19 protein-coding genes and 1 tRNA gene are annotated in these 23,299 nt (G+C 68.2%); 12 read left to right on the top strand and 8 right to left on the bottom strand.

Translation table 11 applies throughout. The features are described from left to right. Positions 1-177: 177 nt before the first annotated feature. The 5 genes from NK1_RS01120 (at position 178) to NK1_RS01100 (ending at position 4,976) form a co-directional block, all read left to right on the top strand. Positions 178-1,515, top strand: a complete 1,338-nt coding sequence (locus NK1_RS01120) for a type III PLP-dependent enzyme domain-containing protein (protein WP_063006805.1) — start codon at positions 178-180, stop codon at positions 1,513-1,515. 34 nt (positions 1,516-1,549) lie between these two features. Further along, positions 1,550-2,596: a PLP-dependent cysteine synthase family protein gene (locus tag NK1_RS01115; protein ID WP_063006740.1), complete on the top strand. Its 1,047-nt coding sequence runs from the start codon at positions 1,550-1,552 to the stop codon at positions 2,594-2,596. A gap of 22 nt (positions 2,597-2,618) precedes the next feature. Further along, on the top strand, positions 2,619-4,013 hold the full coding sequence (locus NK1_RS01110; RefSeq protein WP_063006739.1) for an MATE family efflux transporter: 1,395 nt from the start codon (positions 2,619-2,621) through the stop codon (positions 4,011-4,013). A gap of 181 nt (positions 4,014-4,194) precedes the next feature. After that, positions 4,195-4,671 carry a pyridoxamine 5'-phosphate oxidase family protein gene (locus NK1_RS01105; protein ID WP_063006738.1) on the top strand — a complete coding sequence of 159 codons (477 nt, stop codon included), beginning with the start codon at positions 4,195-4,197 and terminating at the stop codon, positions 4,669-4,671. A gap of 5 nt (positions 4,672-4,676) precedes the next feature. Next, the gene (locus tag NK1_RS01100; protein WP_063006737.1) at positions 4,677-4,976 is read left to right on the top strand and encodes an MTH1187 family thiamine-binding protein; all 300 of its coding nucleotides are present in this window, start codon (positions 4,677-4,679) and stop codon (positions 4,974-4,976) included. 34 nt (positions 4,977-5,010) lie between these two features. On the opposite strand, the gene NK1_RS01095 is transcribed toward NK1_RS01100, so the two are convergent. From NK1_RS01095 to NK1_RS01080, 4 genes are all read right to left on the bottom strand, one after another. Next, positions 5,011-5,679 (bottom strand): nucleoside triphosphate pyrophosphohydrolase, encoded by a 669-nt coding sequence (locus NK1_RS01095; protein ID WP_084460494.1) that lies wholly within the window; start codon positions 5,677-5,679, stop codon positions 5,011-5,013. Between the two features lie 95 nt (positions 5,680-5,774). Continuing rightward, positions 5,775-9,389 carry a transcription-repair coupling factor gene (gene mfd, locus NK1_RS01090; RefSeq protein WP_063006736.1) on the bottom strand — a complete coding sequence of 1,205 codons (3,615 nt, stop codon included), beginning with the start codon at positions 9,387-9,389 and terminating at the stop codon, positions 5,775-5,777. A gap of 197 nt (positions 9,390-9,586) precedes the next feature. Continuing rightward, a complete protein-coding gene (locus NK1_RS01085; protein WP_040721767.1) occupies positions 9,587-10,234 on the bottom strand; it encodes a TetR family transcriptional regulator in 648 nt (215 codons plus the stop codon). A 216-nt stretch (positions 10,235-10,450) separates the two neighbouring features. Beyond that, positions 10,451-11,065, bottom strand: a complete 615-nt coding sequence (locus tag NK1_RS01080) for a TetR/AcrR family transcriptional regulator (protein WP_174552679.1) — start codon at positions 11,063-11,065, stop codon at positions 10,451-10,453. A 343-nt stretch (positions 11,066-11,408) separates the two neighbouring features. On the opposite strand from NK1_RS01080, the gene NK1_RS01075 reads away from it, so the two are divergent. From NK1_RS01075 to NK1_RS01055, 5 genes are all read left to right on the top strand, one after another. Next, positions 11,409-11,479: transfer RNA gene (locus NK1_RS01075), tRNA-Gln, on the top strand. 201 nt (positions 11,480-11,680) lie between these two features. Further along, a complete protein-coding gene (glmU, locus tag NK1_RS01070) occupies positions 11,681-13,171 on the top strand; it encodes a bifunctional UDP-N-acetylglucosamine diphosphorylase/glucosamine-1-phosphate N-acetyltransferase GlmU (RefSeq protein ID WP_063006734.1) in 1,491 nt (496 codons plus the stop codon). Continuing rightward, positions 13,168-14,148, top strand: coding sequence for a ribose-phosphate diphosphokinase (locus NK1_RS01065; protein WP_030515237.1), 981 nt, complete (start codon positions 13,168-13,170; stop codon positions 14,146-14,148). The genes glmU and NK1_RS01065 overlap by 4 nt, the downstream gene beginning before the upstream one ends. A 275-nt stretch (positions 14,149-14,423) precedes the next feature. Beyond that, positions 14,424-14,738, top strand: a complete 315-nt coding sequence (locus tag NK1_RS01060) for a hypothetical protein (RefSeq protein WP_051025008.1) — start codon at positions 14,424-14,426, stop codon at positions 14,736-14,738. 52 nt (positions 14,739-14,790) lie between these two features. Continuing rightward, the gene (locus tag NK1_RS01055) at positions 14,791-15,426 is read left to right on the top strand and encodes a DUF2461 domain-containing protein (protein WP_036505166.1); all 636 of its coding nucleotides are present in this window, start codon (positions 14,791-14,793) and stop codon (positions 15,424-15,426) included. A 27-nt stretch (positions 15,427-15,453) separates the two neighbouring features. On the opposite strand, the gene egtD is transcribed toward NK1_RS01055, so the two are convergent. Genes egtD through egtA form a run of 4 tightly spaced genes read right to left on the bottom strand, consistent with a single transcriptional unit; the run spans position 15,454 to position 19,949 of the window. Continuing rightward, positions 15,454-16,425: an L-histidine N(alpha)-methyltransferase gene (gene egtD, locus NK1_RS01050; protein WP_063006733.1), complete on the bottom strand. Its 972-nt coding sequence runs from the start codon at positions 16,423-16,425 to the stop codon at positions 15,454-15,456. Further along, the gene (gene egtC / locus NK1_RS01045; RefSeq protein ID WP_063006732.1) at positions 16,422-17,267 is read right to left on the bottom strand and encodes an ergothioneine biosynthesis protein EgtC; all 846 of its coding nucleotides are present in this window, start codon (positions 17,265-17,267) and stop codon (positions 16,422-16,424) included. The genes egtD and egtC overlap by 4 nt, the downstream gene beginning before the upstream one ends. Then, positions 17,267-18,604 (bottom strand): ergothioneine biosynthesis protein EgtB, encoded by a 1,338-nt coding sequence (gene egtB / locus NK1_RS01040; protein WP_063006731.1) that lies wholly within the window; start codon positions 18,602-18,604, stop codon positions 17,267-17,269. The genes egtC and egtB overlap by 1 nt, the downstream gene beginning before the upstream one ends. A 58-nt stretch (positions 18,605-18,662) precedes the next feature. After that, positions 18,663-19,949, bottom strand: coding sequence for an ergothioneine biosynthesis glutamate--cysteine ligase EgtA (gene egtA, locus NK1_RS01035; protein ID WP_063006730.1), 1,287 nt, complete (start codon positions 19,947-19,949; stop codon positions 18,663-18,665). A 355-nt stretch (positions 19,950-20,304) separates the two neighbouring features. On the opposite strand from egtA, the gene NK1_RS01030 reads away from it, so the two are divergent. Next, on the top strand, positions 20,305-21,492 hold the full coding sequence (locus tag NK1_RS01030) for an aminotransferase class V-fold PLP-dependent enzyme (RefSeq protein ID WP_063006729.1): 1,188 nt from the start codon (positions 20,305-20,307) through the stop codon (positions 21,490-21,492). A 148-nt stretch (positions 21,493-21,640) separates the two neighbouring features. Continuing rightward, entirely contained in the window at positions 21,641-23,287 is a 1,647-nt protein-coding gene (locus NK1_RS01025; RefSeq protein ID WP_063006728.1) for a fatty acyl-AMP ligase, read from the top strand. Positions 23,288-23,299 lie beyond the last annotated feature (12 nt).

Raw genomic sequence — 23,299 nt, 5'->3', positions numbered from 1 at the left:
CCGGACGACGATCCGGCCGCTCGCTACACCACGTGCGGGCCGACCGGCGACACCGCGGCGAGCGCGCCCATGGGGTATGCCCACTGCGCAAACAACTTTCGGTGACTCGAAGCGGTCGTCGGCCTCGGAGACGAGGCGGTGACCGCGAGCCGGAGTACGCAGGCGCCCAAGGATACGTTGACCCCTCGTTCGATCACCGCACCTCCCCTCCCCGCACACCGAGACGAATGGGAGCACCGGCTGCTGGCCGACGCCCGTCTGCTCGACGACATCGCCTACGCGGTCGGCGGCCCGTTCCACGTGCTGTCCCCGCAGCGGGTGGGCGTGAATATCGACGGCTTCCGCGAACAGTTCCGCCGCCACGGCGTCGACGGCGCGATCTACTACGGCAAGAAGGCCAACAAGTCCACAGCCGTGGTGCGGGTCTGCGCCGAACACGGCGCCGGCGCCGATGTCGCCAGCGTCGGTGAGCTGAGTTCGGCTCTGGCGCATGGCATCCGGGGCCACGATCTGATGGTGACCGGCCCGGCCAAATCCGATGAGCTGCTGTGGCTGGCCACCCGGCACGGCGCCCTGATCGCCATCGACGAACCGGGCGAACTCGACCGGCTCGCGGGCCTCGGCGCCACCGCCCGGGTGCTGCTGCGGGTACTGCCGCCGGATTCGACCAGCCGATTCGGCATGACCGACATCGAACTCGACACGGTGCTGCACCGCACCGATCCGGCACCGATCAAGGTGGAGGGCTTCAGCTTTCACCTGTCCGGCTACGACCCGATCGCCCGCTCGGAACTCGCGGCGGCGCTGGTCGAGCGGTGCCTGCACGCGCGCGCCCTCGGACATCCGGTCACCACCGTCTCCATCGGCGGCGGATTCGGCGTGGACTATCTGCCGGATACGGCCTGGCGCGCCTTCACCGAGGACCACGATCCGCACTGGTTCCACGCGGACAAGACCTTCGATTCGTACTATCCCTACCATCAGCGTCCCGCCGGACCGGCCGCGCTGGCCGCCGTCCTCGACCACGACGACCTGGCGAAAGTTCTACGCGCCCACGCTATCCGGCTCGCGATCGAACCCGGGCGCGCGCTGCTCGACCGCGCCGGAAGCACGGTGTTCCGCGTCCAAGGCGTGAAAACCCGCACGGCACAGTCATTTCCCTACCAGCTGCTCACCGTCGACGGCACCAGTCTGAGCCTGTCCGAACAGTGGTTCGACAGTGAATACCTGCCCGATCCGGTGCTGTGGCCGACGCGGCCGGGTGCGGTGACTCCGGCCTGCGTCGGCGCGGCGACCTGCCTGGAGTCGGACATGCTGAGCTGGCGGCGCATTCCACTACCGCGTCCGGCGGTCATCGGCGATCTGCTCGTCTATCCGAATACCGCCGGATATCAGATGGATTCGAACGAATCGTCGTTCCACGATCTCCCCCTCCCGCCGAAGGTGCTGCTGTCGAGCAGCCCGGACGTGGATCCGGCGCAGCCGCCGCGGCTGCGCTGGACGCTCGAACGCTGACTCCCCTTCCCATCACACTCTCGAGGAGACTCGCATGCCGATCGTCACGCGCGTGACGGACCTGATCGGAAACACTCCCCTGTTCGAGCTGGCCGTCACCGAGGGCGGCACCCGGCTACTACTCAAACTCGAACAGTTCAATCCGACCGGCGCGGCGAAGATCCGGATGGCCCGCGAAATGGTGCTCGATGCCGAACGCCGAGGTTTGCTGAGAAGTGGCGGGCATATTATCGAGTCCACATCCGGGAATACCGGACTGGGACTGGCGGTGGTCGCGGCCGAACGCGGTTATCGATTCACCGCGGTCGTGGACCACCACGCCTGTAAGGACAAACTGCGCGCGATGCGAGCCATGGGTGCCGACCTCGTCTACGTCGCCGCCGAGGGCGACGACAGCCTGGCCACCTCCGCCCGGGAGGACCTGGCCGAGGCGATGGCGGCCGCGCGGCCGGACGCCTACTTCACCGAACAGCACAACAACGAGGCCAATCCGGTCGGCTACTACGCGGTCGCGGAGGAGTTGCTGGCCGATCTCGGCCATGTCGACATCCTGGTGTCCGCGGTCGGCACCGGCGGATCGCTGTTCGGCACGGCGCGGCGGCTGCGCGACCTGGGCCATCCGGCGCGGGTGATCGGCGTGGAACCGGTCGGGTCGATCGCGTTCGGCGGGCCCGGCGGACCGTACTGGCAGTCGGGCACCGGCACCCCGCCCGGCGCGACCGTCGGTACGGCCGTGGACTACTCGCTGCTGGACGAGGGAGTCACCGTCTCGGATGTGGACGCCTTCGCCACCGCCCGCGCGGTCGCGCAGCGTTCCGGTCTGATGATCGGCGGGTCGGCGGGCGGGTCGGTATATGTGGCGCTGCAGCGACTCGAGGAATTCGAACCGGGCTCGACGATCGTCACCATCGTCTGCGACGGCGGGGAAAAGTACCTCGACACGGTCTTCGACGACGAATGGATGAGCGACCGCGATCTGCTCGACCGCACCGCCGAGCACGCGGTCACCGACCTGCTGGACCGCTACGCACCGGGTACACCAGCGGTATCCGAGCCGCGAAACCTGGTGGGTGTCCGATGAATCAGATGACCGAGGGTCGCCGATGACCGCGGTCGCGGCCCGCGGCGACGGGCGGCGGCTGACGGCGCTGGCCACGCCGATCGCGCTGACGCAGCTGGCCCAGGTCGCGATCTCCACCACCAATATCGCGCTGATGGGCAGCCTCGGCGTCGACCAGGTGGCCGCCGGCGGGCTCGCGCTGGTGTTGTTCAACCAGATCCGGACCATGTGCGTCGGGTTGATCACCGCCAGCGGCAATCAGGTGGCAACCGTGGTGAGCCGGGCCGAGAAGCAGCGCCGCGACCCCGAACACGAGATCCGCGATGTGGTCCGATCGAGCTTCCTCATCGCCACGGCGGCGGGGTTGCTCGGCGGCCTGATCCTGGTCGGCCTGGGCTGGTCGCTGCAATGGCTCGGCCAAGACGCCGCGGTGCTGGCCGAAGCGCGGCCGATGATGGTGGCGCTGGCCCCGGGTCTGCTGCCCTGCCTGTGGTTCCAGGTGTTGCGGCAATACACCGTCGGCATGCAACGGCCGCAGGCGCTGCTGGTGGTGACGCTCGGCTCGGTGGCCGTGAACGCGGTGGTCGCGCTGGCCCTGATCCACGGCTGGGCCGGACTGCCCGCCCTGGGCCTGACCGGTGTCGGCGTGGCGTCCTCGGTCGTCTTCCTCGTCACCTTCGCGGTGTTCTGGGTGATGGTGCGCCGCGACGCGGCGCTGGGGCCGACGCTGCCGGTGCGGATGTGGCCGGTCCGCCGGCGAACGGTCACCGCGGAACTGCGGCTCGGCGCGCCCATCGCGCTCACCTACGGCTCCGAGGCAGGCATGTTCTCGGTGCTGGCGCTGGCGATGGGCACGCTCGGCCCGGCGGCGCTGGCCGCGCACAACGTGGTGTATCAGCTCGTCTACATCGTGTTCCAGGTCGCGGTGGGGCTCTCGCACGGGGTCTCGATCCTGGTGAGCCGGGCCGTGGCCCGCGAGGAGTTCCGCCGCGCCCAGAACCTGGCCTGGCTGGCATTGCGGCAGGCGGCCGTGGTGGCCGCGGTCGTCGGCGTGCTGTACGTCGCCGCGCCCGATCTGGTGCTGCGCCCGTTCCTCGCCGGCCGCGACGGCGCCACCGTCGAACTCGCGCACAGCCTGCTGCTGATCGCCGTCGTCCTGCAGTTCTTCGATGCCGCACAGAACATCGGCAACGGGCTGCTGCGGGGTGTGAAGGACACGCGCGCCGGATTCCGGCTTTCGCTGGTGGGGTATTGGCTCGTCGGCCTGCCGACCGCACTGCTGCTCGCCTTCCCGCTCGGCCTGGGCGCGAACGGAGTCTGGTGGGGTCTGACCGCGGGCTTGGCGGCCACCGCCCTGCTGATGCTGCGCCGGTACTTCTCCCTGCTGCACCACCGGGAGGACAGCGAACCACGCGAGCTCGCCGATAGCATGAACTGACGGTTCGTCCCGATCCGATCCACACTTACGCGCGACGCGGGGCCGACCACCCGTTCGCACCCCTACCACCAGCGCCGCTCGAATCCGGCCTGCACACCCAGCACGTAAGCGGCACAACGGTTTACACTGGGGTGCCAGTCGCGGCCGACGCCGCCGCGTAAGCCGACCGTGAGGTGACGAGATGGTAGCCAGTGCCGGAGAACGTCAACAGCCCGCGGCCGAGCATCCCGAACTGGACGTCCTGCCGACCTGGCCACTGGACACCATCGCCGTCCTGGTGACCACCGATCCGTCGCCGCACGCGATACCCGTCAGCTGGCCGGTGCGTGCCGACGACCGGCGAATCCTGTTGAGCCTGAAGTTCGATCGCGGTTCGCTGGCGCGGCTGCGCAAACGTCCCGATGTCGCGCTGCTGATCCTCGGTGGCGGCAATGTGGCACTGTGCGCCCGCGGTCGGGCGCGCGTCATCGCCGATCCGATGCCCGGCGCCGAGGACTATGTGGCCGTCGCCATCGATGTCGAGGTGATCGACGACCACCGCCAGGGCGCGTTCGAGGTCGAAGCGGGCATTCAGCGCACGGTCCTCGACGAACCGGAACTCGAATACCTCCGCTCGCGTGTCGCCACCCTGCAGGAGATGGTCGACGCGAAGAATTGACGCCCATGATCGCCGCCTTCTCGGTCACCCCGATCGGCACCGGCGCCGATGTGGGCCGCGCCGTCGCCGAAGCCGTCCGCATCGTCCGCGCCAGCGGGCTGCCGAACGAAACCAATGCCATGTTCACCACACTCGAGGGCGAATGGGACGAGGTGATGGGGGTGATCAAACAGGCCTCCGACGCCGTCCTCGCGGTCGCGCCGCGCTGCAGCCTGGTGATCAAGGCCGACATCCGTCCCGGCGTCACCGGCGCCCTGACGTCGAAAGTCGAGACCGTCGAACGCTATCTGGCGGAAGGCTCCTGACCACCCGACACGGGCGAGCCGACCGGGCGTGACCTCACGGCCGGCGCTGCCGGTCCCCCAGCGCGTCGGCGAAGGTTTCCCAGTGAGCGCGCCACTCGTCGGGACCCAGTGGTCCGCGTACGCCGCGGGTCTGCTCGGCCGCGTCCTCCGCGGCCCGGATTCGCGCCGCGAAGTCCAGCGTGGCCTTGCGGAGCCGCTCCTCGGCGCTTTCGGGTCCACCCAGGTGAATCACCCGCAGCTCCTCGGGGACCAGATCCTGGGGTAATCCCGCCTTCGCGCTGCGGGAGCGAATCTTCTCCGCCAGCGCCAGCGCGGGTTGCGCCATCGCGATCCCGTCCAGGCAGGAGCGGCGCGCCTTCTCGGTGAGTTTGCGTTCCTCCCAGGCTCGTTCCTGCGCGGCGACCTTCGCGGCCACATCCGCTCCGGCGTCCACCGCCGGATCGGACAGATGCGGGCTGCGGTGCACCAGTTTGGCGACCAGCGCGGCGGCCACCTCGTCGATGGTGAATTCGCCCGCGGCCTCGGCGATCCGGGAATGGAACAGCACCTGCAACAGCAGGTCGCCGAGTTCCTCCTTGATCGTCTCCGCATCGCCGTGCTGAATGGCGTCGAGGAGTTCGTAGGTCTCCTCCAGCAGATACGGCCGCAGCGAATCGTGGGTCTGGGTGACCTCCCAGCCGCCGAAATTCCACAGCCGGTCCATGACCTCGACGGCCTCGGTCAGACCGTGCGCGACCCGCGCGGAATCAGCCGCGGCGTCGTCGGAGCCATCCGACGGGCGCTCGACCCGGTCCTCGCTCACCCGACCGCGACCTCCGCGCGCACCGCGAGATCGACCATGCCCTTCGGCTTCCCGTCGAGCGCCAGCAGCAGATCGGCGACGAACTGCAACAACTGCACATCGCGCACCCGCGCCGCGCCCACGCTGTCCTCCACGCGGGGCAGCGGCAGTTGCACGATGCCGGTGGTGGGCCGATAGCTCGCACTCGGATACAGCCGCTTGAGCCGCATCTGCTTCGAATCGGGCAACTGCAGCGGCGATACCTTCAGTGTGGTGCCCGTGACGCCGACCTCCTGGATGCCGTACTCGCGGCACAGCAGTCGCAACTTCGCGACCGACACCAACCGGCCGACCTCCACCGGCAGCGGGCCGTACCGGTCGACGAGCTCCTCCACCACGGCGGCCAGCGCCGAATCATCCTGTGCCGCAGCCAGTTTGCGGTAGGCCTCCAGCCGCAGCCGGTCGCTGGCGATGTAGTCGGGCGGAATGTGCGCATCCACCGGCAGGTCGATCCGCACCTCCTTGACCTCTTCCTCGGTCGTGATCGGGCGGCCGTCGGCGGCGGCGCGATAGGCCTCCACCGCCTCACCGACCAGTCGCACATACAGATCGAAGCCGACGCCGGCGACATGGCCGGACTGTTCGGCGCCGAGAACGTTTCCGGCGCCGCGGATTTCGAGGTCCTTCATCGCCACGGCCATACCCGCGCCGAGATCGGAGTTCTGCGAGATGGTGGCCAGGCGGTCGTAGGCCGTTTCGGTGAGCGGCTTCTCGGCCGGATACAGGAAGTAGGCGTATCCGCGTTCCCGGCTGCGCCCGACCCGGCCGCGCAGCTGGTGCAGCTGCGAAAGGCCCAGGGCGTCGGCCCGTTCGACGATCAGCGTATTGGCGTTGGAGATGTCCAGACCGGTTTCGATGATCGTGGTGCACACCAGGACGTCGAATTCGCGCTCCCAGAAGCCCTGCACGGTCTTCTCCAGGGTGTCCTCGTTCATCTGGCCGTGCGCCACCGCGACCCGCGCCTCGGGAACCAGATCGCGAATTCGCTTGGCGGCCTTGTCGATCGAGGACACACGGTTGTGCACGTAGAAGACCTGGCCGTCGCGCAGCAGTTCGCGGCGCACGGCGGCGGCGACCTGTTTGTCGTTGTAGCCGCCGACATAGGTCAGGACGGGGTGGCGCTCCTCGGGCGGGGTGAGGATGGTCGACATCTCCCGGATCCCGGCCAGGCTCATCTCCAGGGTGCGCGGAATCGGGGTGGCCGACATGGTCAGCACGTCGACGTGGGTGCGCAGCGCCTTGATGTGTTCCTTGTGCTCGACGCCGAACCGCTGTTCCTCGTCGATGATCACGAGGCCGAGTTCCTTCCACCGCAGACCGGTCTGCAGCAGCCGGTGGGTACCGACCACGATGTCGACCGCACCGGTGGCCATACCGTCGATCACCTCGCGCGATTCGGCCGGATCGGTGAAGCGCGACAGGCCCTTCACCGTGACCGGGAAGCCGGCGACGCGTTCGGTGAAGGTCTGCAGATGTTGCTGTGCCAGCAGCGTGGTCGGCACCAGCACCGCGACCTGCTTACCGTCCTGAACCGCCTTGAACGCCGCCCGCACCGCGATCTCGGTCTTGCCGTAACCGACGTCGCCGCAGATCACCCGGTCCATCGGCACCGGGCGTTCCATATCGGCCTTCACCTCGGCGATGGCGGTGAGCTGATCGTGGGTCTCGGTGAACGCGAACGCGTCCTCCATCTCCTGCTGCCACGGCGTATCGGAGGCGAACGCGTGACCGGGCGCGGCCTGCCGCGCGGCGTACAACTGCACGAGTTCGGTCGCGATCTCACGAACGGCCTTGCGCGCCTTGCGTTTCGTATTCGCCCAGTCGGAGCCGCCGAGTTTGGACAGACTCGGCATCTCCCCGCCCACGTAGCGGGAGAGCTGGTCGAGCGAATCCATCGGGACGTACAACCGGTCGCCGGGCTGACCGCGCTTACTGGGCGCGTACTCGATCACCAGGTACTCGCGTCGCGCGCCGCCGACGGTGCGTTCGATCATCTCCACGAACCGGCCGATGCCGTGCTGATCGTGCACGACCATATCGCCGGAACTCAACGCCAGCGGATCGACCTGATTGCGCCGGCGAGCGGGAAGCTTCTTCCCCTCGCCGGGCGCGGTGACGCGGTTGCCGGTCAGATCGGATTCGGCGATGACGACCAGTTTCGCGTCGTCGAACACGATGCCGTCGTGCAGCGAACCGCACAGCACCCCGACCAGCCCACGCACCGGTTCGGTGCCCGGCTCGAGCGCCGCGGCCGGAACCTCGGCATCGGCGAGCCGCTCCTGAATGCGTTGTGCCGTACCGTGTCCCGCGACCACGATGACCGCGCGTCCACCGGTGGTGACGTGCGCGCGCAACGAGGCGAAGACGGTCGCGACCAGCTCCTCCGAGCCGCGGGCCGCCGGCGCCGACAGCACGGGCAGCACGACCTCCGCGGGATCGTCGGCGGCCAGCGGGCTCAGCGTCCACCACGGCAACCCGCGCGCCTCGGCATCGGCCCGCACGACGTCCAGACCGCGATACGCCGAGGACGCCAGATCCAGGCCGTGCGCGCCCAAGGGGGCCGCCCCGCCGAAGGACGCGGCCGTCCACGACGCCTCGAGGAATTCCTGTCCGGTGCGGACCAGATCGGCGGCGCGGGTGCGGATCTTCTCCGGATCGCACAGCAGCACATGCGATTGCGTCGGCACCACATCGGTGAGCAACTGCAACTCACCCGGCCGCAGCACCGGCAACAGCGCCTCCATCCCCTCCACCGGAATGCCCTGCGACAGCTTCTCCAGCATTTCGACCAGCGCCGCGTCGGCCGGATTGTCCGCGGCCACCTTCGCCGCGGATTCGCGCAGCTCCTCGGTCAGCAGCAGTTCCCGGCAGGGCTGCGCCACAACGAGATCCACCTCGACCTCGGTGAGCGAACGCTGGTCGGCGACGGAGAACGCGCGCAGTTCACTGATCTCGTCGCCCCAGAATTCCACGCGCACCGGATGATCGGCGGTGGGCGGGAAGATGTCGAGAATGCCGCCGCGCACCGCGAATTCGCCGCGCTTGCCGACCATATCGGCGCGCTCATAAGCGAATTCGACCAGACGCGTGGTCAATTCGTCGAAATCGAATTCGGCGCCGACGCGCAGCACGATGGGTTCGATCTCGCCCAGGCCCGGAGCCATCGGCTGCATCAGCGACCGGACCGTGGTCACCACCACCTGCAGCGGTTCCGGGTGGCCCGGATCCTCCGGATGCGCCAGCCGCCGCAGCACCTGCAACCGCCGGCCCACGGTGTCGGCACTGGGCGACAACCGCTCGTGCGGCAGCGTCTCCCAGGACGGGAACAGCGCGACCCGATCGCCGATGATCTCGCTCAGCTCGACGGTCAGATCGTCGGCCTCCCGCCCGGTGGCGGTCACCACCACCAGCGGCCGCGCGGCCGCGACGGTCGCCGCCACGAACGGCCGGATCGCGGACGGCGCGACCAGCTGCACCGAGGAGCGCCCGATCAGTTGCCGAACCTGGCTCAGCGCGGCATCGGCACCGGCCACCTCGGCCAGTCCCGCAAGAGGTGGGCGATGGCTCGGCATGAAAGAAACTCCCGCTGCACAGATCGGCGATTTTCAGAGCGACCAATCGAGTGTAGTCACGCGAATGCGCCGCCAGCACGGTGGTCCCCGCCACTCCACGCGACCAGCACGTGCAGGGCACACCAATACCCGAAGAAATACCACCAAGGCGTACTTCTACGGGCCGAGACCCCGCCGAAGCGAAGCGAGGGCCAAAATTACGGCACGTAGCGACGCAACCGCCGCGCGGCGAATTCCCGGAAGTACGCCACCTTCTCGTCCGGCACGATCGAGGGCAGCAGGAAGTACCACATGCGTTCCATGCGCACTGCCATCTGGTCGATGGATTCGGTACCGACGGCGGTGATGTGGACTCCGGCGGTCATCTCCTGCAGGAGAAGGCCGATGGTTTCGGGGTCCAGGTCGGGTTTGAGGTCGCCCTGCGCGATGGCCCGCTCGGCGAGCAGGATCTGGGTTTCGCCCCAGGTCTTGGTGATGTTCTCGCCCGAGGCGCCGCGGTAGTCGCCGATCTGGTGGGTGAGTTTGAGCATCGCGCCGACCATCGGATCGTTCATGGTGAGGTCGGCGACGACGTAGGTGATGCCGATGGCGGCTTCGAGTGCGGGTACCCGCGGGTCGAAGAAGCCCTGACAGGCGCCGCGCAGTCGTTCGTTGCCCTGGTCGACCACGGCGCGCGCCAGTTCTTCCTTGGATCCGAAGTGGAAGTACAGTGCGCCCTTGGTGACGTTGGATTGCGAGATGATCTCGCTGAGGCTCGCATTCGCGTAACCGAGTCGCAGAAAGACGTCGGCCGCGCCTGCCAGCACCGAATCGCGGGTGATTTCCGCACGCGCTTGCCTAGCCATCAGATCCGCCTGTCCTCAAACCAGCCATCCTGAAGTAGACCGATATCCCGAAGTTGACCGACATCACAGCTCGAACAGCACTTGAAGGATGGGTGAACCGTACCATCCGACCGGCCGTCGCCAGCGGAATCGAGCATTAAGACCAGTCTCCTTCGCAAACAATGGGCTAACCGTCCAGTTCGGTCCCCTATTACCCCCCGGCGGCGCCACCGCCGGTCAGCCGGGTGTCGTGCTCGGCCATTCGGAGCCGAGCTGGGGATCGGCCTCGAGGTGGGTGAGCCCGTTCCAGCACAGGTTGACCAGATGCGCGGCGACCACCTCCTTGGACGGCTGCCGTTCGTCGAGCCACCAGGTGGCGGCGGTGGCGACCATGCCGACCAGGGCCTGCGCGTAGAGAGTGGCGAGACTGGTGTCGAAGTCGCGGCGCTCGAAATCGCCGGCGAGGATGTGCGCGACCTGGTTGACCGCCTCGTTCAGCAGGCTCGAATAGGTACCGGCGGCCGCCGAGGCGGGCTGATCGCGCATCAGGATGCGGAAACCGTCGGTGCGCTCCTCGATATAGGTCAGCAGCGCGAGGGCGACCTGTTCGAGCCGGACGCGGGAGCGGTTCTGGGTCAGCGACGAGGTGATCATGTCCAGCAGCGTCGACATCTCGCGGTCGACGACCACCGCGTAGAGTCCTTCTTTACCGCCGAAGTGTTCGTACACAACGGGTTTCGACACTTGGGCGCGCTGGGCGATCTCCTCGATGGAGGTGGCGTCGTATCCGCGTTCGGCGAACAGCGCGCGTCCGATCTCGATCAGCTGCTGCCGGCGCTGCGTTCCGGTCATCCGCGGACGCGGCGCCCGTATCGGGTCGCCCGAAGTCATCTCCCCCGCCTCTCTCCCCCGCCTCTCCGGGAATCTTGCCGGTCGTAGGTGTCTGGAGATTTCTCGGCCGGGCCGGCGGTCGGCGACGCCCGAGGTCAGGCGTACCCGCCGAGTTACCCATGTGCTTTCGAAATCAATTGTTGCGTTGCGCAAATTTACCCGATCGCGACCGGGCCATCTCCTCGACCCGCGACCCGCGCAGGGAAATCTGCCCGTAATTCGCGAAGCGATGGGGAAACGTGCGAGGATATTGCGCGCATGCCGTGGCGCAGCGGTGGATCCAGAGGGTTCATCGGTGCGACGATCCGCCGTAGTGTAATGGCAGCACCACTGATTTTGGTTCAGTTAGTTCAGGTTCGAGTCCTGGCGGCGGAGCTGGCGATGGGGCTGTGACCTGCGTGAATACCGGGCAAAGCCCCGAGCCGGTGCTCAGGCCCGGGTGGACTAGGGTGTGGGCGGACGGCCAGCCGCCGAGCCCGCCGCAGACCGAACCTGCGAAGGCCCGGCGCAGGCAGCGACAGCCGCAGGCCGAAGACAGCGCAGACCAGCACGATGACAGGCAGCCGAGGGAGATCCATGCCACAGCAGACCGCCGTCGTCGTTCTCGCCGCCGGTGCCGGAACTCGAATGCGGTCCAAGACACCGAAAGTGCTGCATTCGCTCGCCGGGCGCAGCATGCTCGAGCACGCCCTGCACGCGGCGAACGAGATCGACCCCACCGACCTGATCACGGTGATCGGCCACGACCGCGAGCAGGTCGGCGCCGCGGTGAATTCCGTTGCGGCAGAACTGGGTCGCGAGATCACCTCCGCGGTACAGGAACAGCAACTGGGTACCGGACACGCGGTGCAGTGCGCCCTGTCGGCGCTGCCCGCGGGCTTCACCGGAGATCTGCTGGTGACCTCCGCCGATGTGCCGCTGCTGGACGGGCACACCCTCTCGGCGCTGCTGGACGAACATCGCAGTTATCAACCGCGTTCCGCGGTCACGGTTTTGACCTTCGTTCCCGAGGATCCGAACGGTTACGGCCGGATCGTGCGCGATCCCGACGGCGGCGTCCTCGAGATCGTCGAACACGCCGATGCCACCCCGGAACAGGCGGCGATCAACGAAGTCAATTCCGGTGTCTACGTTTTCGACGTCACCGTGCTGCGGACGATGATCAGCCGGCTGACGACCGCCAACGCCCAGCACGAGCTGTATCTGACCGATGTCCTGAAGCTGGCGCGCGAGGCCGGCCATCCGGTGCACGGCGCGCGCCTGGTCGATGCCGCCAAGGTCACCGGCGTCAACGACCGGGTGCAGATGGCTCAGGCGGCCCGCACCCTGAACCGCTACATCCTCGAGCGCCATATGCGCGCCGGAGTCACCGTCATCGATCCGGCCAGCACCTGGGTGGACGCGAGTGTGCGCATCGGCCGCGACGCGGTGCTGCGCCCCGGGGTCCAGCTGCTCGGCAACACCGTGATCGGCGAGGACGCCGAGGTGGGACCCGATTCGACCCTGACCGATGTGCTCGTCGGCGAGGGCGCGAAGGTGGTCCGCACCCACGGCGAGGGCGCCACCATCGCCGCGGCCGCCACGATCGGGCCGTTCGCCTATCTGCGCCCGGGGACGATCGTCGGCGAATCCGGCAAGATCGGCGCATTCGTGGAGACCAAGAACGCCTCGATCGGCGCGCATTCGAAGGTCCCCCACCTGACCTACGTCGGCGACGCCACCATCGGCGAGTACAGCAACATCGGCGCATCGAGCGTGTTCGTCAACTACGACGGCGTGAAGAAACACCACACCGTCGTCGGTTCGCATGTGCGCACCGGCAGCGACACCATGTTCGTCGCGCCGGTGACCGTGGGCGATGGCGCATATTCGGCAGCGGGTACTGTGCTGCGTAGAAACGTTCCGCCGGGAGCGCTGGCAGTATCCGGCGGGGCGCAGAAGAACATTGAGGGCTGGGTGCAGCGGTATCGTCCCGGGACGGCCGCGGCGCAGGCGGCGGCGGAGGCGATCGCGGCCGATGACAGAGCGAGTCAGGCAACCGAGCAAAAGGATGGCAACACAGAGTGACCGCGTTCTCCACCGATAACCAGAAGAACCTGATGCTGTTCTCGGGGCGCGCTCACCCCGAACTGGCCGAGCAGGTCGCGAAGGAACTCGACGTCGCGATCACGCCGCAAACCGCCCGCGAGTTCGCCAACGGCGAGATCTTCGTTCGCTTCGAAGAATCGGTGCGCGGCTCGGATGCCTTTGTGTTGCAGAGCTTTCCGGCTCCGCTGAACCAGTGGCTGATGGAACAGCTCATCATGATCGATGCGCTCAAGCGCGGTTCGGCCAAGCGGATCACCGCCGTCCTGCCGTTCTACCCCTACGCCCGCCAGGACAAGAAGCACCGCGGGCGCGAGCCCATCTCCGCCCGCCTGGTCGCCGATCTGCTCAAGACCGCCGGCGCGGACCGCATCATCACCGTCGACCTGCACACCGATCAGATCCAGGGCTTCTTCGACGGCCCGGTGGACCACATGCACGCTCTGGTCCAGCTGTCGGAGTACGTGCGCAACCACTACAGCACCGAGAACGTCACCATCGTCTCCCCCGACGCCGGTCGCGTGAAGGTGGCCGAGAAGTGGGCCGACGCGCTCGGTGGCGCGCCGGTGGCGTTCATCCACAAGACCCGCGACCCGCTGGTGCCGAACCAGGTCAAATCGCATCGTCCCGTCGGTGACGTCGCGGGCCGCACCTGCATCCTGATCGACGACATGATCGATACCGGTGGCACCATCGCCGAGGCCGTGCGCGTGCTGCGCGAGGCCGGGGCCGGCGATGTGGTCATCGCCGCCACCCACGGCGTGCTGTCCTCCCCCGCGGCCGAGCGCCTCGCCTCCTGCGGCGCCAAGGAAGTCATCGTCACCAACACCCTGCCGATCACCGAGGACAAGAAGTTCCCCTCGCTGACCGTGCTGTCGATCGCCCCGCTGCTGGCGCGGACGATCCGCGAGGTATTCGAGAACGGATCGGTCACCGGCCTGTTCAACGGTTCAGCCTAAGCTTCCCCGCCTCTCCGCGTATTCAGCGTGTCGTTGGGTGGGCGGTGAGTCGGCAGCCGGTCTCGCCTCGGGTGCGTGTCGGCTTTTGGGCGTGCCCGGGGCGTTACCCACGTGCTCGCGAAATCGGTCGTTCCGTCGGATGTCCATCCGTCGGGGCGACTGATTTTGTATTGGTCTTTGTCCTCTCCTCTTCTTTCGTGATCAGCGGTAGCGTTGGTTGTAGGGTGCACCGCGAAATGTTGAGGGTGTGCCGGCCTGCGAGAGAGGTGGGCCTGATGGCCGACGACGACACTTACCCGTTGATGGACGAGGTGTTCGAGATGGGCGATGACGAGCGCGAAGACCTGGACTACGACCTCGGGGACGATGAACAGGCCGATGAGATCCGCGAATATCAGCGCTACATCGACGATCCGCCGGCCGATCTGGAAATCAGGTATCACGAGAACGACGACGACGGCCGCCTGGGGATCCGCAGCGAACTCGACCAGGAATGGACTCGTCGCCGGCATCGTCAGGAGTTGCGCGACGAGGACGAGCGGCCCGCCGAAGTCGCCGCCATCGAGGTGGTCGACGAGCCGGGGGACTGAGCGGCGGGCGGGCGCCGCGGAAGGTGTCCGCGGCGGTCGCTAAGTTGGCGGTATGAGCGGATTCGCGGGGTTCCCGTTCGCCGGGCTCGACTTCTACGAGGATCTGGAAGCCGACAACTCGAAGGCTTTCTGGACCGCCAACAAACATGTCTACGAGCAGTCCGTGCGGGCGCCGATGGTGGCGCTGACCACGGAACTGGAAAACGACTTCGGACCGGCGAAGATCTTCCGGCCGTATCGCGACGTGCGGTTCTCCAAGAACAAGGCGCCCTACAAGGACCATCAGGGCGCCGTCGTCCGTACCGCCCCGGGAGCGGGCTGGTACGTGCAGATCGGCGCGCCCGGACTGTACGTGGCCGGTGGGGTGTACGCACCGACGCCCGAACAGCTCGCGCGGCTGCGCACCACCATCGACGACGAGGTGCGCGGTCACGAATTGCGGGCGCTGCTGGACGGTGTGGCGGCGGTCGGCTATGTGATCGGCGGGGAGCAACTGAAGACCCGGCCCAAGGGTTTTCCCGCCGACCATCCACGCATCGACCTGCTGCGCCACAAATCCCTGGTCGTCCACAAGGACTTCGGCGCACCGCCCTGGCTGGAAACACCCCGCGCCGCCACCGAAGTCCGGGCCGCGTGGGAGGATCTGCGGCCCGTCGTCGAGTGGCTGGCCGCGGTCATCGGCAACTGACCTCGGCGGACAACCCGGGCCGGGCGATCAGCGTCGTTCGGCCAGGACCAGCACGAAACGCTCGTCCGGATCGGTCCACACCTGTTCGGTGGCGAATCCGGCGCTGTCCAATTCCCGGCCGAGGCCGTCCACGCGGAACTTGGCCGAGATCTCGGTGCGCATCTGCTCACCGTGGGCGAAGTCCACGATCAGGTCGAGATCGGCGACGGTGACCCTCATATCCCGGGTCGCCGCCAACCGCATCTCGATCCACTCGTTCTCCGCGTCCCAGTGCGCGATGTGCGCGAAGGCTTCCGGGTCGAAGTCGGCATGCAGCCGAGAGTTCAACACGTGCAGGACATTTCGATTGAATTCGGCCGTCACGCCCGCGGCATCGTCGTAGGCGGGCACCAGCACCGCCGGATCGGTGACCAGGCCGGCCCCGAGCAGCAGCTGCTCACCCGACTCGAGGACCTGCTGAATGCCGGCCAGGAATTCGGCCCGCTCCTGCGGGACCAGGTTGCCGATGGTGCCGCCCAGGAATGCGATCATCCGCCGACCACCGCGCGGGAGATTGTGCAGGGTTTCGGTGAAATCGCTGACCACCCCGTGCACCGCGAGATTCGGGAATTCGGTACCGATCTGCTCGGCGGCACCGCGCAGCGCCGAGACCGACACATCCTGCGGCACATACGTTTTCAGTGGACTCTCGGCCAACAGGGCCGACAGCAGCAGACGCGTCTTGGCCGCCGAGCCGGCGCCCAGTTCCACCAGCACCTCGGCCTGGGCGGTGCGCGCGATATCGCCGACCACGCGCTGCAGCAGCGCGCGCTCCGTGCGGGTCGGGTAGTACTCCGGAAGTTCGGTGATCGCTTCGAACAGTTCGCTACCGCGCGCGTCGTAGAACCACTTCGGCGGCAACGTCTTCGGATCGGCGGTGAGTCCGGTCCGAGCGTCCGACCGCAGGGCGGCGTCGAGATCGTCGTCGGTGAGATGGATGTCCAGCGTCGGTTCGCTCATGAACGGGCCCTTTCGGATTCATCAGGTCCTGCGGAGAGAGTGGGTTGTGCGGCGTCCAGCGGCTCGACCACGAGAAGACCGGGCCGCACCGTCACCACCTGCCGGTCGGTGATCGCCTGCCAGCGTGGATCGTCGTCGTACGGTTCGGAGGAAACCACCGCGACCTCGTCGGTGACCAGCACCGACAGCGAGTGGTGAACAGTTGTCGCCCACAGCGTTTCGCCGTCCCCGAGCAGCAGGTTCAGCCGCGCGCTCGGCGCCTGCGCCAATACGGCCCGCACCGTCGCCGACACCGCCGCCGCGACGGCCCGGAGTCGGGCATCGGACTCGCTGCGACCCTCGAACGACGACGACAGCGCGCCGATGCCGTCCAAGGCGGCGCGCAGCACCACCCAGAGCGCGGCGGAATCGGTCGCGGATTCGGCATCCAGCAGATCCGGCGACCCGAATTGCTTTGCCACCACGGGCAACACCGTGCGCCAGTTCTGGACCACGCCGTTGTGGCTGAACGCCCATCCACCGTCGGTGAACGGAGCGCAGGCGGACCGCTCCACCGGCATGCCGACCGTCGCCGAGCGCACCGCGGCCAGCACCGCCGGTGCGGACAGTTGCGGCAGCACCTCCTCCACCGCGGGGTCGGTCCAGATCGGCGCGGCATTGCGGTAGCGGCTCGCGGCACCTTCGCCGGTCCACCACGCCACCCCGAAACCGTCGGCGTTGACGGTTCCCCCATGACGCATATCGTTCGGCGCCCACGACTGGGTGCGCAGCGAATGCGTTCCGCGAGTGAGCAGTTCACCGACCGGAGCCGGTGGTCCCAGATAGCCGAGATGTCGGCACATCAGCGCTCGTCCGGTCGCAGGTCGCGGGCGAGGCGGAAGCCGGAGAAGATCTGGCGGCGGATCGGGTGGTCCCAGTTGCGGAAGGTACTGCGGCAGGCGACCGGGTCGGTGCCGAAGGATCCGCCGCGCAGGACGCGGTAGTCGCCGCCGAAGAACACCTCGGAATATTCGCGGTAGGGGAACGCGGCGAATCCCGGATACTGCTCGAAACCCGAAGCGGTCCATTCCCATACGTCGCCGATCAGCTGATGCACCCCGGACGGCGACGCACCGGCCGGATAGGCGCCGACATCGGCCGGTTCCAGATGGCGCTGCCCCAGATTGGCGGTGGTGTCGTCGGGTTCGGCGTCGCCCCACGGATACCGACGGGATCGCCCGGTAACCGGATCGAATCGCGCGGCCTTCTCCCATTCGGCCTCGGTGGGCAAGCGCTTGCCCGCCCAGTTGGCGTAGGCCTCGGCCTCGAACCAGCACACGTGCACCACCGGCTGCTGCGGGCGCACCGGCGCCGACGTCCCGAAACTCCGCCGCCACCAGCGATTGTCGCTGTCGCGCTCCCAGAACTGTGGCGCGGTCAGATCGGCCTCCATCCGGTGGGCCCAGCCCCGCGGTGACCACAACTCGGGCCGGTGATAACCGCCGTCCTCGATGAACGCCAGATATTGCGCATTCGTCACCGGCGCCGCATCGATCGCGAAGCCGGGCAGGTGCACACGATGTTCGGGCCGCTCGTTGTCGAGGGCCCACGGATCCGAGGAGGTGCCCATGGTGAATTCGCCCGCGGGCACCACGACTTCGTCGCCGACCGCGACACGCGCTCCCGGTGCGGGCGCGGCGGTCAGCACCGCGGCGCCGGCGCGCAGCTGATGGGTGGCGAGCATGGTCTCGTCGTGCTGCTGTTCGTGCTGGGCGATCATGCCGAAGGCGAAACCACTGTCCACCAGGCGGTTTCCGCGCAACGGGCTGGAATTCAACACATCCAGCACCTTGTCCCGCACGGTGCCCACGTACCCGCGTGCCTGCGCGGGATTCAGCAGCGGCAACGCAGGGCGGTCGGCGCGGGCATGCCGGAAGGCGTCGTAGAGGTGGTCGATATCGGCCCGGACCGGCTCACGCCCGCCGACATCGCGGACCAGCCACAGTTCCTCCTGGTTGCCGATATGCGCCAGATCCCACACCAGCGGGCTCATCAGCGGCGAATGCTGGGCCACCAGTTCGGCCTCGTCGACCGCCTCGGTCAGCACCGTCGTGCGGGCGCGGGCGCGGGTCAGGACCTCCGCGATCTGTGCGCGTAATCGCTCGGTGGCGGCGTGATCGGTTCCCGTGTGAACGGTCATCAGTGCTCTCCCAAGGGTCGTGCCCGGCGGCCTCGTCGCACCGAGGCGCCGGTCGTACTCATTCGGCCGTCTCGGCGGGTGCGCAGCGGGCAATCTCCCCGTCCGGAATGCGCCCGCTGCGACATCGCCGTACCGCGGCCCAGATCTGCTCGGCGGCCTCGTCGCTGCGGGCATGCTCGGCGGCGAGGGTCAGCAGTTCCACCGCGACGGAACGGATCTGGGGGTCGGCCAGGCCACAGCGGGCGGCCGAGGCCCATTCGTCGGCGACCGGTTCGGCCAGCGCGGTCGCCTCCTCGACCACCGCCGGAGTCGACATCAGCGCATCGATGACGTGGATCGGCACGGTCCACTGCTCACCCGGCTGTGCGTCCAGATAGCGGACCTCCAGATGTCCGGACGCGCGCACGGGAGGAAAGACCGTGGTCAGGTGGTAGTCGAGATCCTCGACTTCCGGGCGGCGGCCGATCTCGTCGTCGAGCGCACCGCACAGCCAATCCGCGAAGGTGGCGCCAGGCGGCGCCGTCCAATCCGCCTCGGCGGGGCCGCGCCGCACGCACAGCAGCGGGGTGTCCAGCGCCCAGCGGCCGTAGTCGGTGACCGGATCGGCCCAGCTCCGCACCGGCGGCCGGGTGCGGGCGTGATCGAGCCGCAACCAGGTGCGCATCCGCTGCGACGCCCAGGCGCCGGTGGGAGCACCGTGCAGATCAGGGGAACAGGCGAAGGCCGCCACGAGAGCCGGACCGACCGCGTAGAGCGCGTTCCAGCGGGCCGCGATCTCGGCGGGGTCGGCCCCCGCGTCCACGCTGACCTGCGTGGCGGCGGTATTGCACATCATCAGCTTGCCGTACGGGCCGAGGCCCGCGAACGCCCGTTCCATCGCGCGATAACGCGGCAGGCGAAGCACCCGGCGGGCCTGCCGACCGGCATCGGCGGCGGCGGAATACGTTCGGATGGACCGGGTTTCGAGCAAGTCGGAGAGAAAGCGAGAATCCTCGAGCAGCCGGGCGCAGAGTTGCGCGGCATCGGCGAAGGGGGCGCTGGACAATTCGATCTGGCCACCGGGTTCGAGGGTGATCCGGCTGCCACCGGGAAGTGCTTTGGCGGGTGAATCGGGCGAAACAGACTGCGGGGCATAAGGCCCCAGCGCATCCGCGAACATCGACAGACGCGGACGCGAATCCGGCGCCGACAGCTCCCCGCGAGCGGTGAGCCACTCCAGTTCGGCACCGATCAGCGTGGGCGGGCCCTGTTTGAAACAGACACCTCCCACATAGGCCTCCGCCGCGGCGCGCGAAGACAAACCGGCACCCAATCCGGCCGGCGCCTTGTCCACCGTTACCGCCATGCCAACCTCCGCTCGAGCCTACGGGGATCACCCACCGCGTTCCGCCCACCCGGAGCCGATATCGGCGACAGTGCCGCATCGACCGAGTGCCGGTATTGCGTGTAGCAGTGCAACGAGAGACCGCGCCCGGTTCTTCCGTCGCTCGAACCAGGGTAGCCGCGCGCACCGACACAGAATCCGTCGAAACGGTGAACATGCTGTTCGCAGCGGCACCACCAGCACCACAGCCCCCAGCCGGCCGCCGCTGTTTCGCCTCTCGCCGGCCCCCTCGGCGGCGGCGCCCGCGCAGCTGATCCGGCCGGTTCCCGGGACGGCCTCGGGCGTCGGCGGCCGACGATGGCCTACCGTCGACAGGGTGCTCGATATTGACCGACTGCGCGCCGACATACCCGCCTACGACACCGCCGGACCGCCGCCGGTCTTCCTCGACAGCGCGGGGTCCTCGCTTCCCCCGCGGATCGTCGTGGACACCGCCGTGGCGCATCTGCGGCGCGAGGCCGAGATCGGCGGATATCGCGCCGCCTCGGAGCGGCTCGACGATCTGGCGGCGGTCAAGACCGCGATCGCCACACTGATCAACGCCGACGCCTCGGCGATCGCCCTGAGCGACAGCGCCTCCCGTTCCTGGTCGGATTTCTTCTACGCCGTACCGCTGCGGCCGGGCGATCGCATTCTGGTCTCGGGTTCGGACTACGCCAGCAACGCGATCGCGGCCCTGCAGCGGGCGCGGGCGGCGGGTGCGACCGTCGAGGCCATTCCCAGCGACGAGACCGGGCAGATCGACCTGGTGGCCCTCGACAGCATGCTCGACGACCGCGTGAAGATCGTCTCGCTGCTGCACGCTCCCACCAACGGCGGGCTGGTCAACCCGGTCGCCGAGGCCACCCGCATCGCCCATCGCGTCGGTGCGCTGGTCCTGCTGGACGCCTGCCAATCCGTCGGTCAGATCAGCATCGACGTCGCGGAGCTGGGCGTCGACGCGATGTCGGCCACCGGACGGAAGTGGTTGCGCGGCCCGCGCGGCACCGGCTTCCTCTACGTCCGCCCGGACGTCTGCCGCGAACTGGAACCCAGCCGTCTCGATCTGCACAGTGCCGTGTGGACCGGGCCGCAGGACTACCGTGTGGCCTCCGATGCGAGCCGCTTCGAATTCTGGGAATGCGACGTGGCGGCACGACTGGGCCTCGGCGCGGCGGTGAACTATCTGCTGGAGCTGGGACCGGAGAACGTCTACGCCGATGTCGCCGCCAAGGCGCGGCATCTGCGCGAGAATCTGCCGTCGATCCGGGGAATCACGGTGCGGGACCTGGGAACCGAACATTCCGGCATCGTCTCGTTCACCGTCGACGGCGTCGATCCGGGCGAGGTGCGCGAGACGCTGCGTGCCGCCGACATCACGGTGACGGTCAGCTACCGTAGCTCCACGTTGCTCGACATGTCCGCGCGGCGGCTCGAATCGGTGGTGCGAGCCTCGCCGCACTGCTTCGTCACCCTCGAGGAGCTCGATCGCTTCCTCGAGGCCGTCGACCGCCTCGCGGGTTGAGGCGGCCGAACCGAGTTCCGATTTTCATCGTGTTATTCGTAGTGCGACGCTGAAACGATCACGCTCCGGCGCCGGCTAACGCCGCGCCCGCGCACCGAGATAGTGCAGATGTGCCGACCGCCGGTCGGGTGGAGACGGGAGTTCGAGGGTGAGCCGGTTCACCGAGGAAATGTTCGCGACCGCACAACGTTCCCGCCGGGGGCTGATCACCGGGGAGCCGGAGACGCCGCTACGCCGGGGTTGGGACGAGATCCACCGCCTCGCCCGGCGCATGGCCGGCGGGCTCGCGGCGGCCGGGATCGAGCACGGCGACGCCGTCGGAGTGCTGGCGGGTATGCCCGCCGATATCGCGCCGGCCTGCCAGGCGATCTGGATGCGCGGGGCGTCGATCACCATGCTGCATCAGCCGACGCCGCGCACGGATCTGCAACTGTGGGCCCGCGACACCGAGACCGTGCTGCGGATGATCGAGGCCCGCGCGGTGGTACTGGGCGCGCCGTTCGAGGTGGCGGCACCGCTGCTGGCCGAACGCGGCATCACCGTGGTCCTGACCGACGAGCTGGCCACCGGACCCGACACCGATCCGGTGCCGACCGGGGAATCCGATATCGCGCTCCAGCAGCTGACCTCCGGTTCCACCGGATCGCCGAAGGCGGTGCGGATCACCCACGAGAACTTCTACGTCAACGCGTACGCCATGTTCGATCGGGTGAAGTTCCAGCTCGATCAGGACGTGATGGTCAGCTGGCTGCCGCTGTTCCACGACATGGGCATGGTCGGATTCCTCAGCGTGCCGATGCAATTGGGCGCCGAGGTGGTCTGTGTGACGCCGTTGGATTTCCTGAAACGGCCGATCCTGTGGGCCGAACTGATCTCGAAATACCGCGGAACGGTCACGGCCGCACCCAATTTCGCCTATTCGCTGCTGACCCGCCGCTTGGCGCGCGCCGAGGACGGCATCGTGGATCTGAGCAGTGTGCGGTACATGTGGAACGGCGCCGAACCGGTCGATCCCGACACGATGGACGCCCTCGCGGCGGCCGGGAAACGTTTCGGGCTCAGCGCGTCCGCGCTCACGCCGGTGTACGGCATGGCCGAAACGACGCTGGCGGTATCGATTCCGGACCCGGGCGTCGGGCAGGTCGTCGACATCGTCGACGCGGATCTGCTCGAGGCGCTCGGCAAGGCGGTTCCGGCGACGGATCCGGCGGCCCATCACGGCAATCTGCGCCGCCTGCCGCTGCTGGGCCGCCCGGTGGACAATCTCGAGATCCGGGTGGTCGACGACGAACACCGGCCGTTGCCGACCCGAACGGTGGGCGTGCTCGAGGTGCGGGGGCCCGCGGTCACCGCGGGATATGTGACCGTCGAGGGCTTCCGGCCCGCTCGCGACGCCGAGGGCTGGCTCGACACCGGCGATATCGGCTACGTGACCGAAGACGGATCCGTGGTGGTCTGCGGCCGGATCAAGGACGTGATCATCATGGGCGGGCGCAACATCTTCCCGACCGATATCGAACGCGCCGCGCTGCGCGTCGCCGGGGTGCGGCCGGGCAACGCGGTCGCGGTGCGCCTGGACGCCGGGCAGAAACGCGAGAGTTTCGCGGTCGTAGTGGAGAGCAACGACTTTCAGGATCCCGAGGCGGTGCGCCGGATCGAGCACGAGGTCGTGCACGAGGTCTTCACCGCGGTCGGCGCCCGCCCGCGCAGCGTCACCGTCCTCGGCCCGGGCGCGCTGCCGAAGACGTCCTCCGGCAAGTTGCGCCGCTCCGCCACCGCGGCGCACCTGAACTGATCGGCACGAGAG

Source organism: Nocardia kruczakiae NBRC 101016, from assembly GCF_001612965.1.
Classification (GTDB): domain Bacteria; phylum Actinomycetota; class Actinomycetes; order Mycobacteriales; family Mycobacteriaceae; genus Nocardia; species Nocardia kruczakiae.
This window is presented reverse-complemented; position numbering and strand designations above follow the sequence as displayed.

Excerpts from the sequence above, each read along its gene's own strand:
- NK1_RS01110 (WP_063006739.1), top strand. The coding sequence starts at position 2,619 with ATGACCGCGGTCGCGGCCCGCGGCGACGGGCGGCGGCTGACGGCGCTG.
- NK1_RS01100 (WP_063006737.1), top strand. The coding sequence starts at position 4,677 with ATGATCGCCGCCTTCTCGGTCACCCCGATCGGCACCGGCGCCGATGTG.
- glmU (WP_063006734.1), top strand. The coding sequence starts at position 11,681 with ATGCCACAGCAGACCGCCGTCGTCGTTCTCGCCGCCGGTGCCGGAACT.
- egtC (WP_063006732.1), bottom strand. The coding sequence starts at position 17,267 with ATGTGCCGACATCTCGGCTATCTGGGACCACCGGCTCCGGTCGGTGAA.
- egtD (WP_063006733.1), bottom strand. The coding sequence starts at position 16,425 with ATGAGCGAACCGACGCTGGACATCCATCTCACCGACGACGATCTCGAC.
- egtA (WP_063006730.1), bottom strand. The coding sequence starts at position 19,949 with ATGGCGGTAACGGTGGACAAGGCGCCGGCCGGATTGGGTGCCGGTTTG.
- NK1_RS01095 (WP_084460494.1), bottom strand. The coding sequence starts at position 5,679 with ATGGACCGGCTGTGGAATTTCGGCGGCTGGGAGGTCACCCAGACCCAC.
- mfd (WP_063006736.1), bottom strand. The coding sequence starts at position 9,389 with ATGCCGAGCCATCGCCCACCTCTTGCGGGACTGGCCGAGGTGGCCGGT.
- NK1_RS01115 (WP_063006740.1), top strand. The coding sequence starts at position 1,550 with ATGCCGATCGTCACGCGCGTGACGGACCTGATCGGAAACACTCCCCTG.
- egtB (WP_063006731.1), bottom strand. The coding sequence starts at position 18,604 with ATGACCGTTCACACGGGAACCGATCACGCCGCCACCGAGCGATTACGC.
- NK1_RS01105 (WP_063006738.1), top strand. The coding sequence starts at position 4,195 with ATGGTAGCCAGTGCCGGAGAACGTCAACAGCCCGCGGCCGAGCATCCC.
- NK1_RS01085 (WP_040721767.1), bottom strand. The coding sequence starts at position 10,234 with ATGGCTAGGCAAGCGCGTGCGGAAATCACCCGCGATTCGGTGCTGGCA.
- NK1_RS01060 (WP_051025008.1), top strand. The coding sequence starts at position 14,424 with ATGGCCGACGACGACACTTACCCGTTGATGGACGAGGTGTTCGAGATG.
- NK1_RS01055 (WP_036505166.1), top strand. The coding sequence starts at position 14,791 with ATGAGCGGATTCGCGGGGTTCCCGTTCGCCGGGCTCGACTTCTACGAG.
- NK1_RS01080 (WP_174552679.1), bottom strand. The coding sequence starts at position 11,065 with ATGACCGGAACGCAGCGCCGGCAGCAGCTGATCGAGATCGGACGCGCG.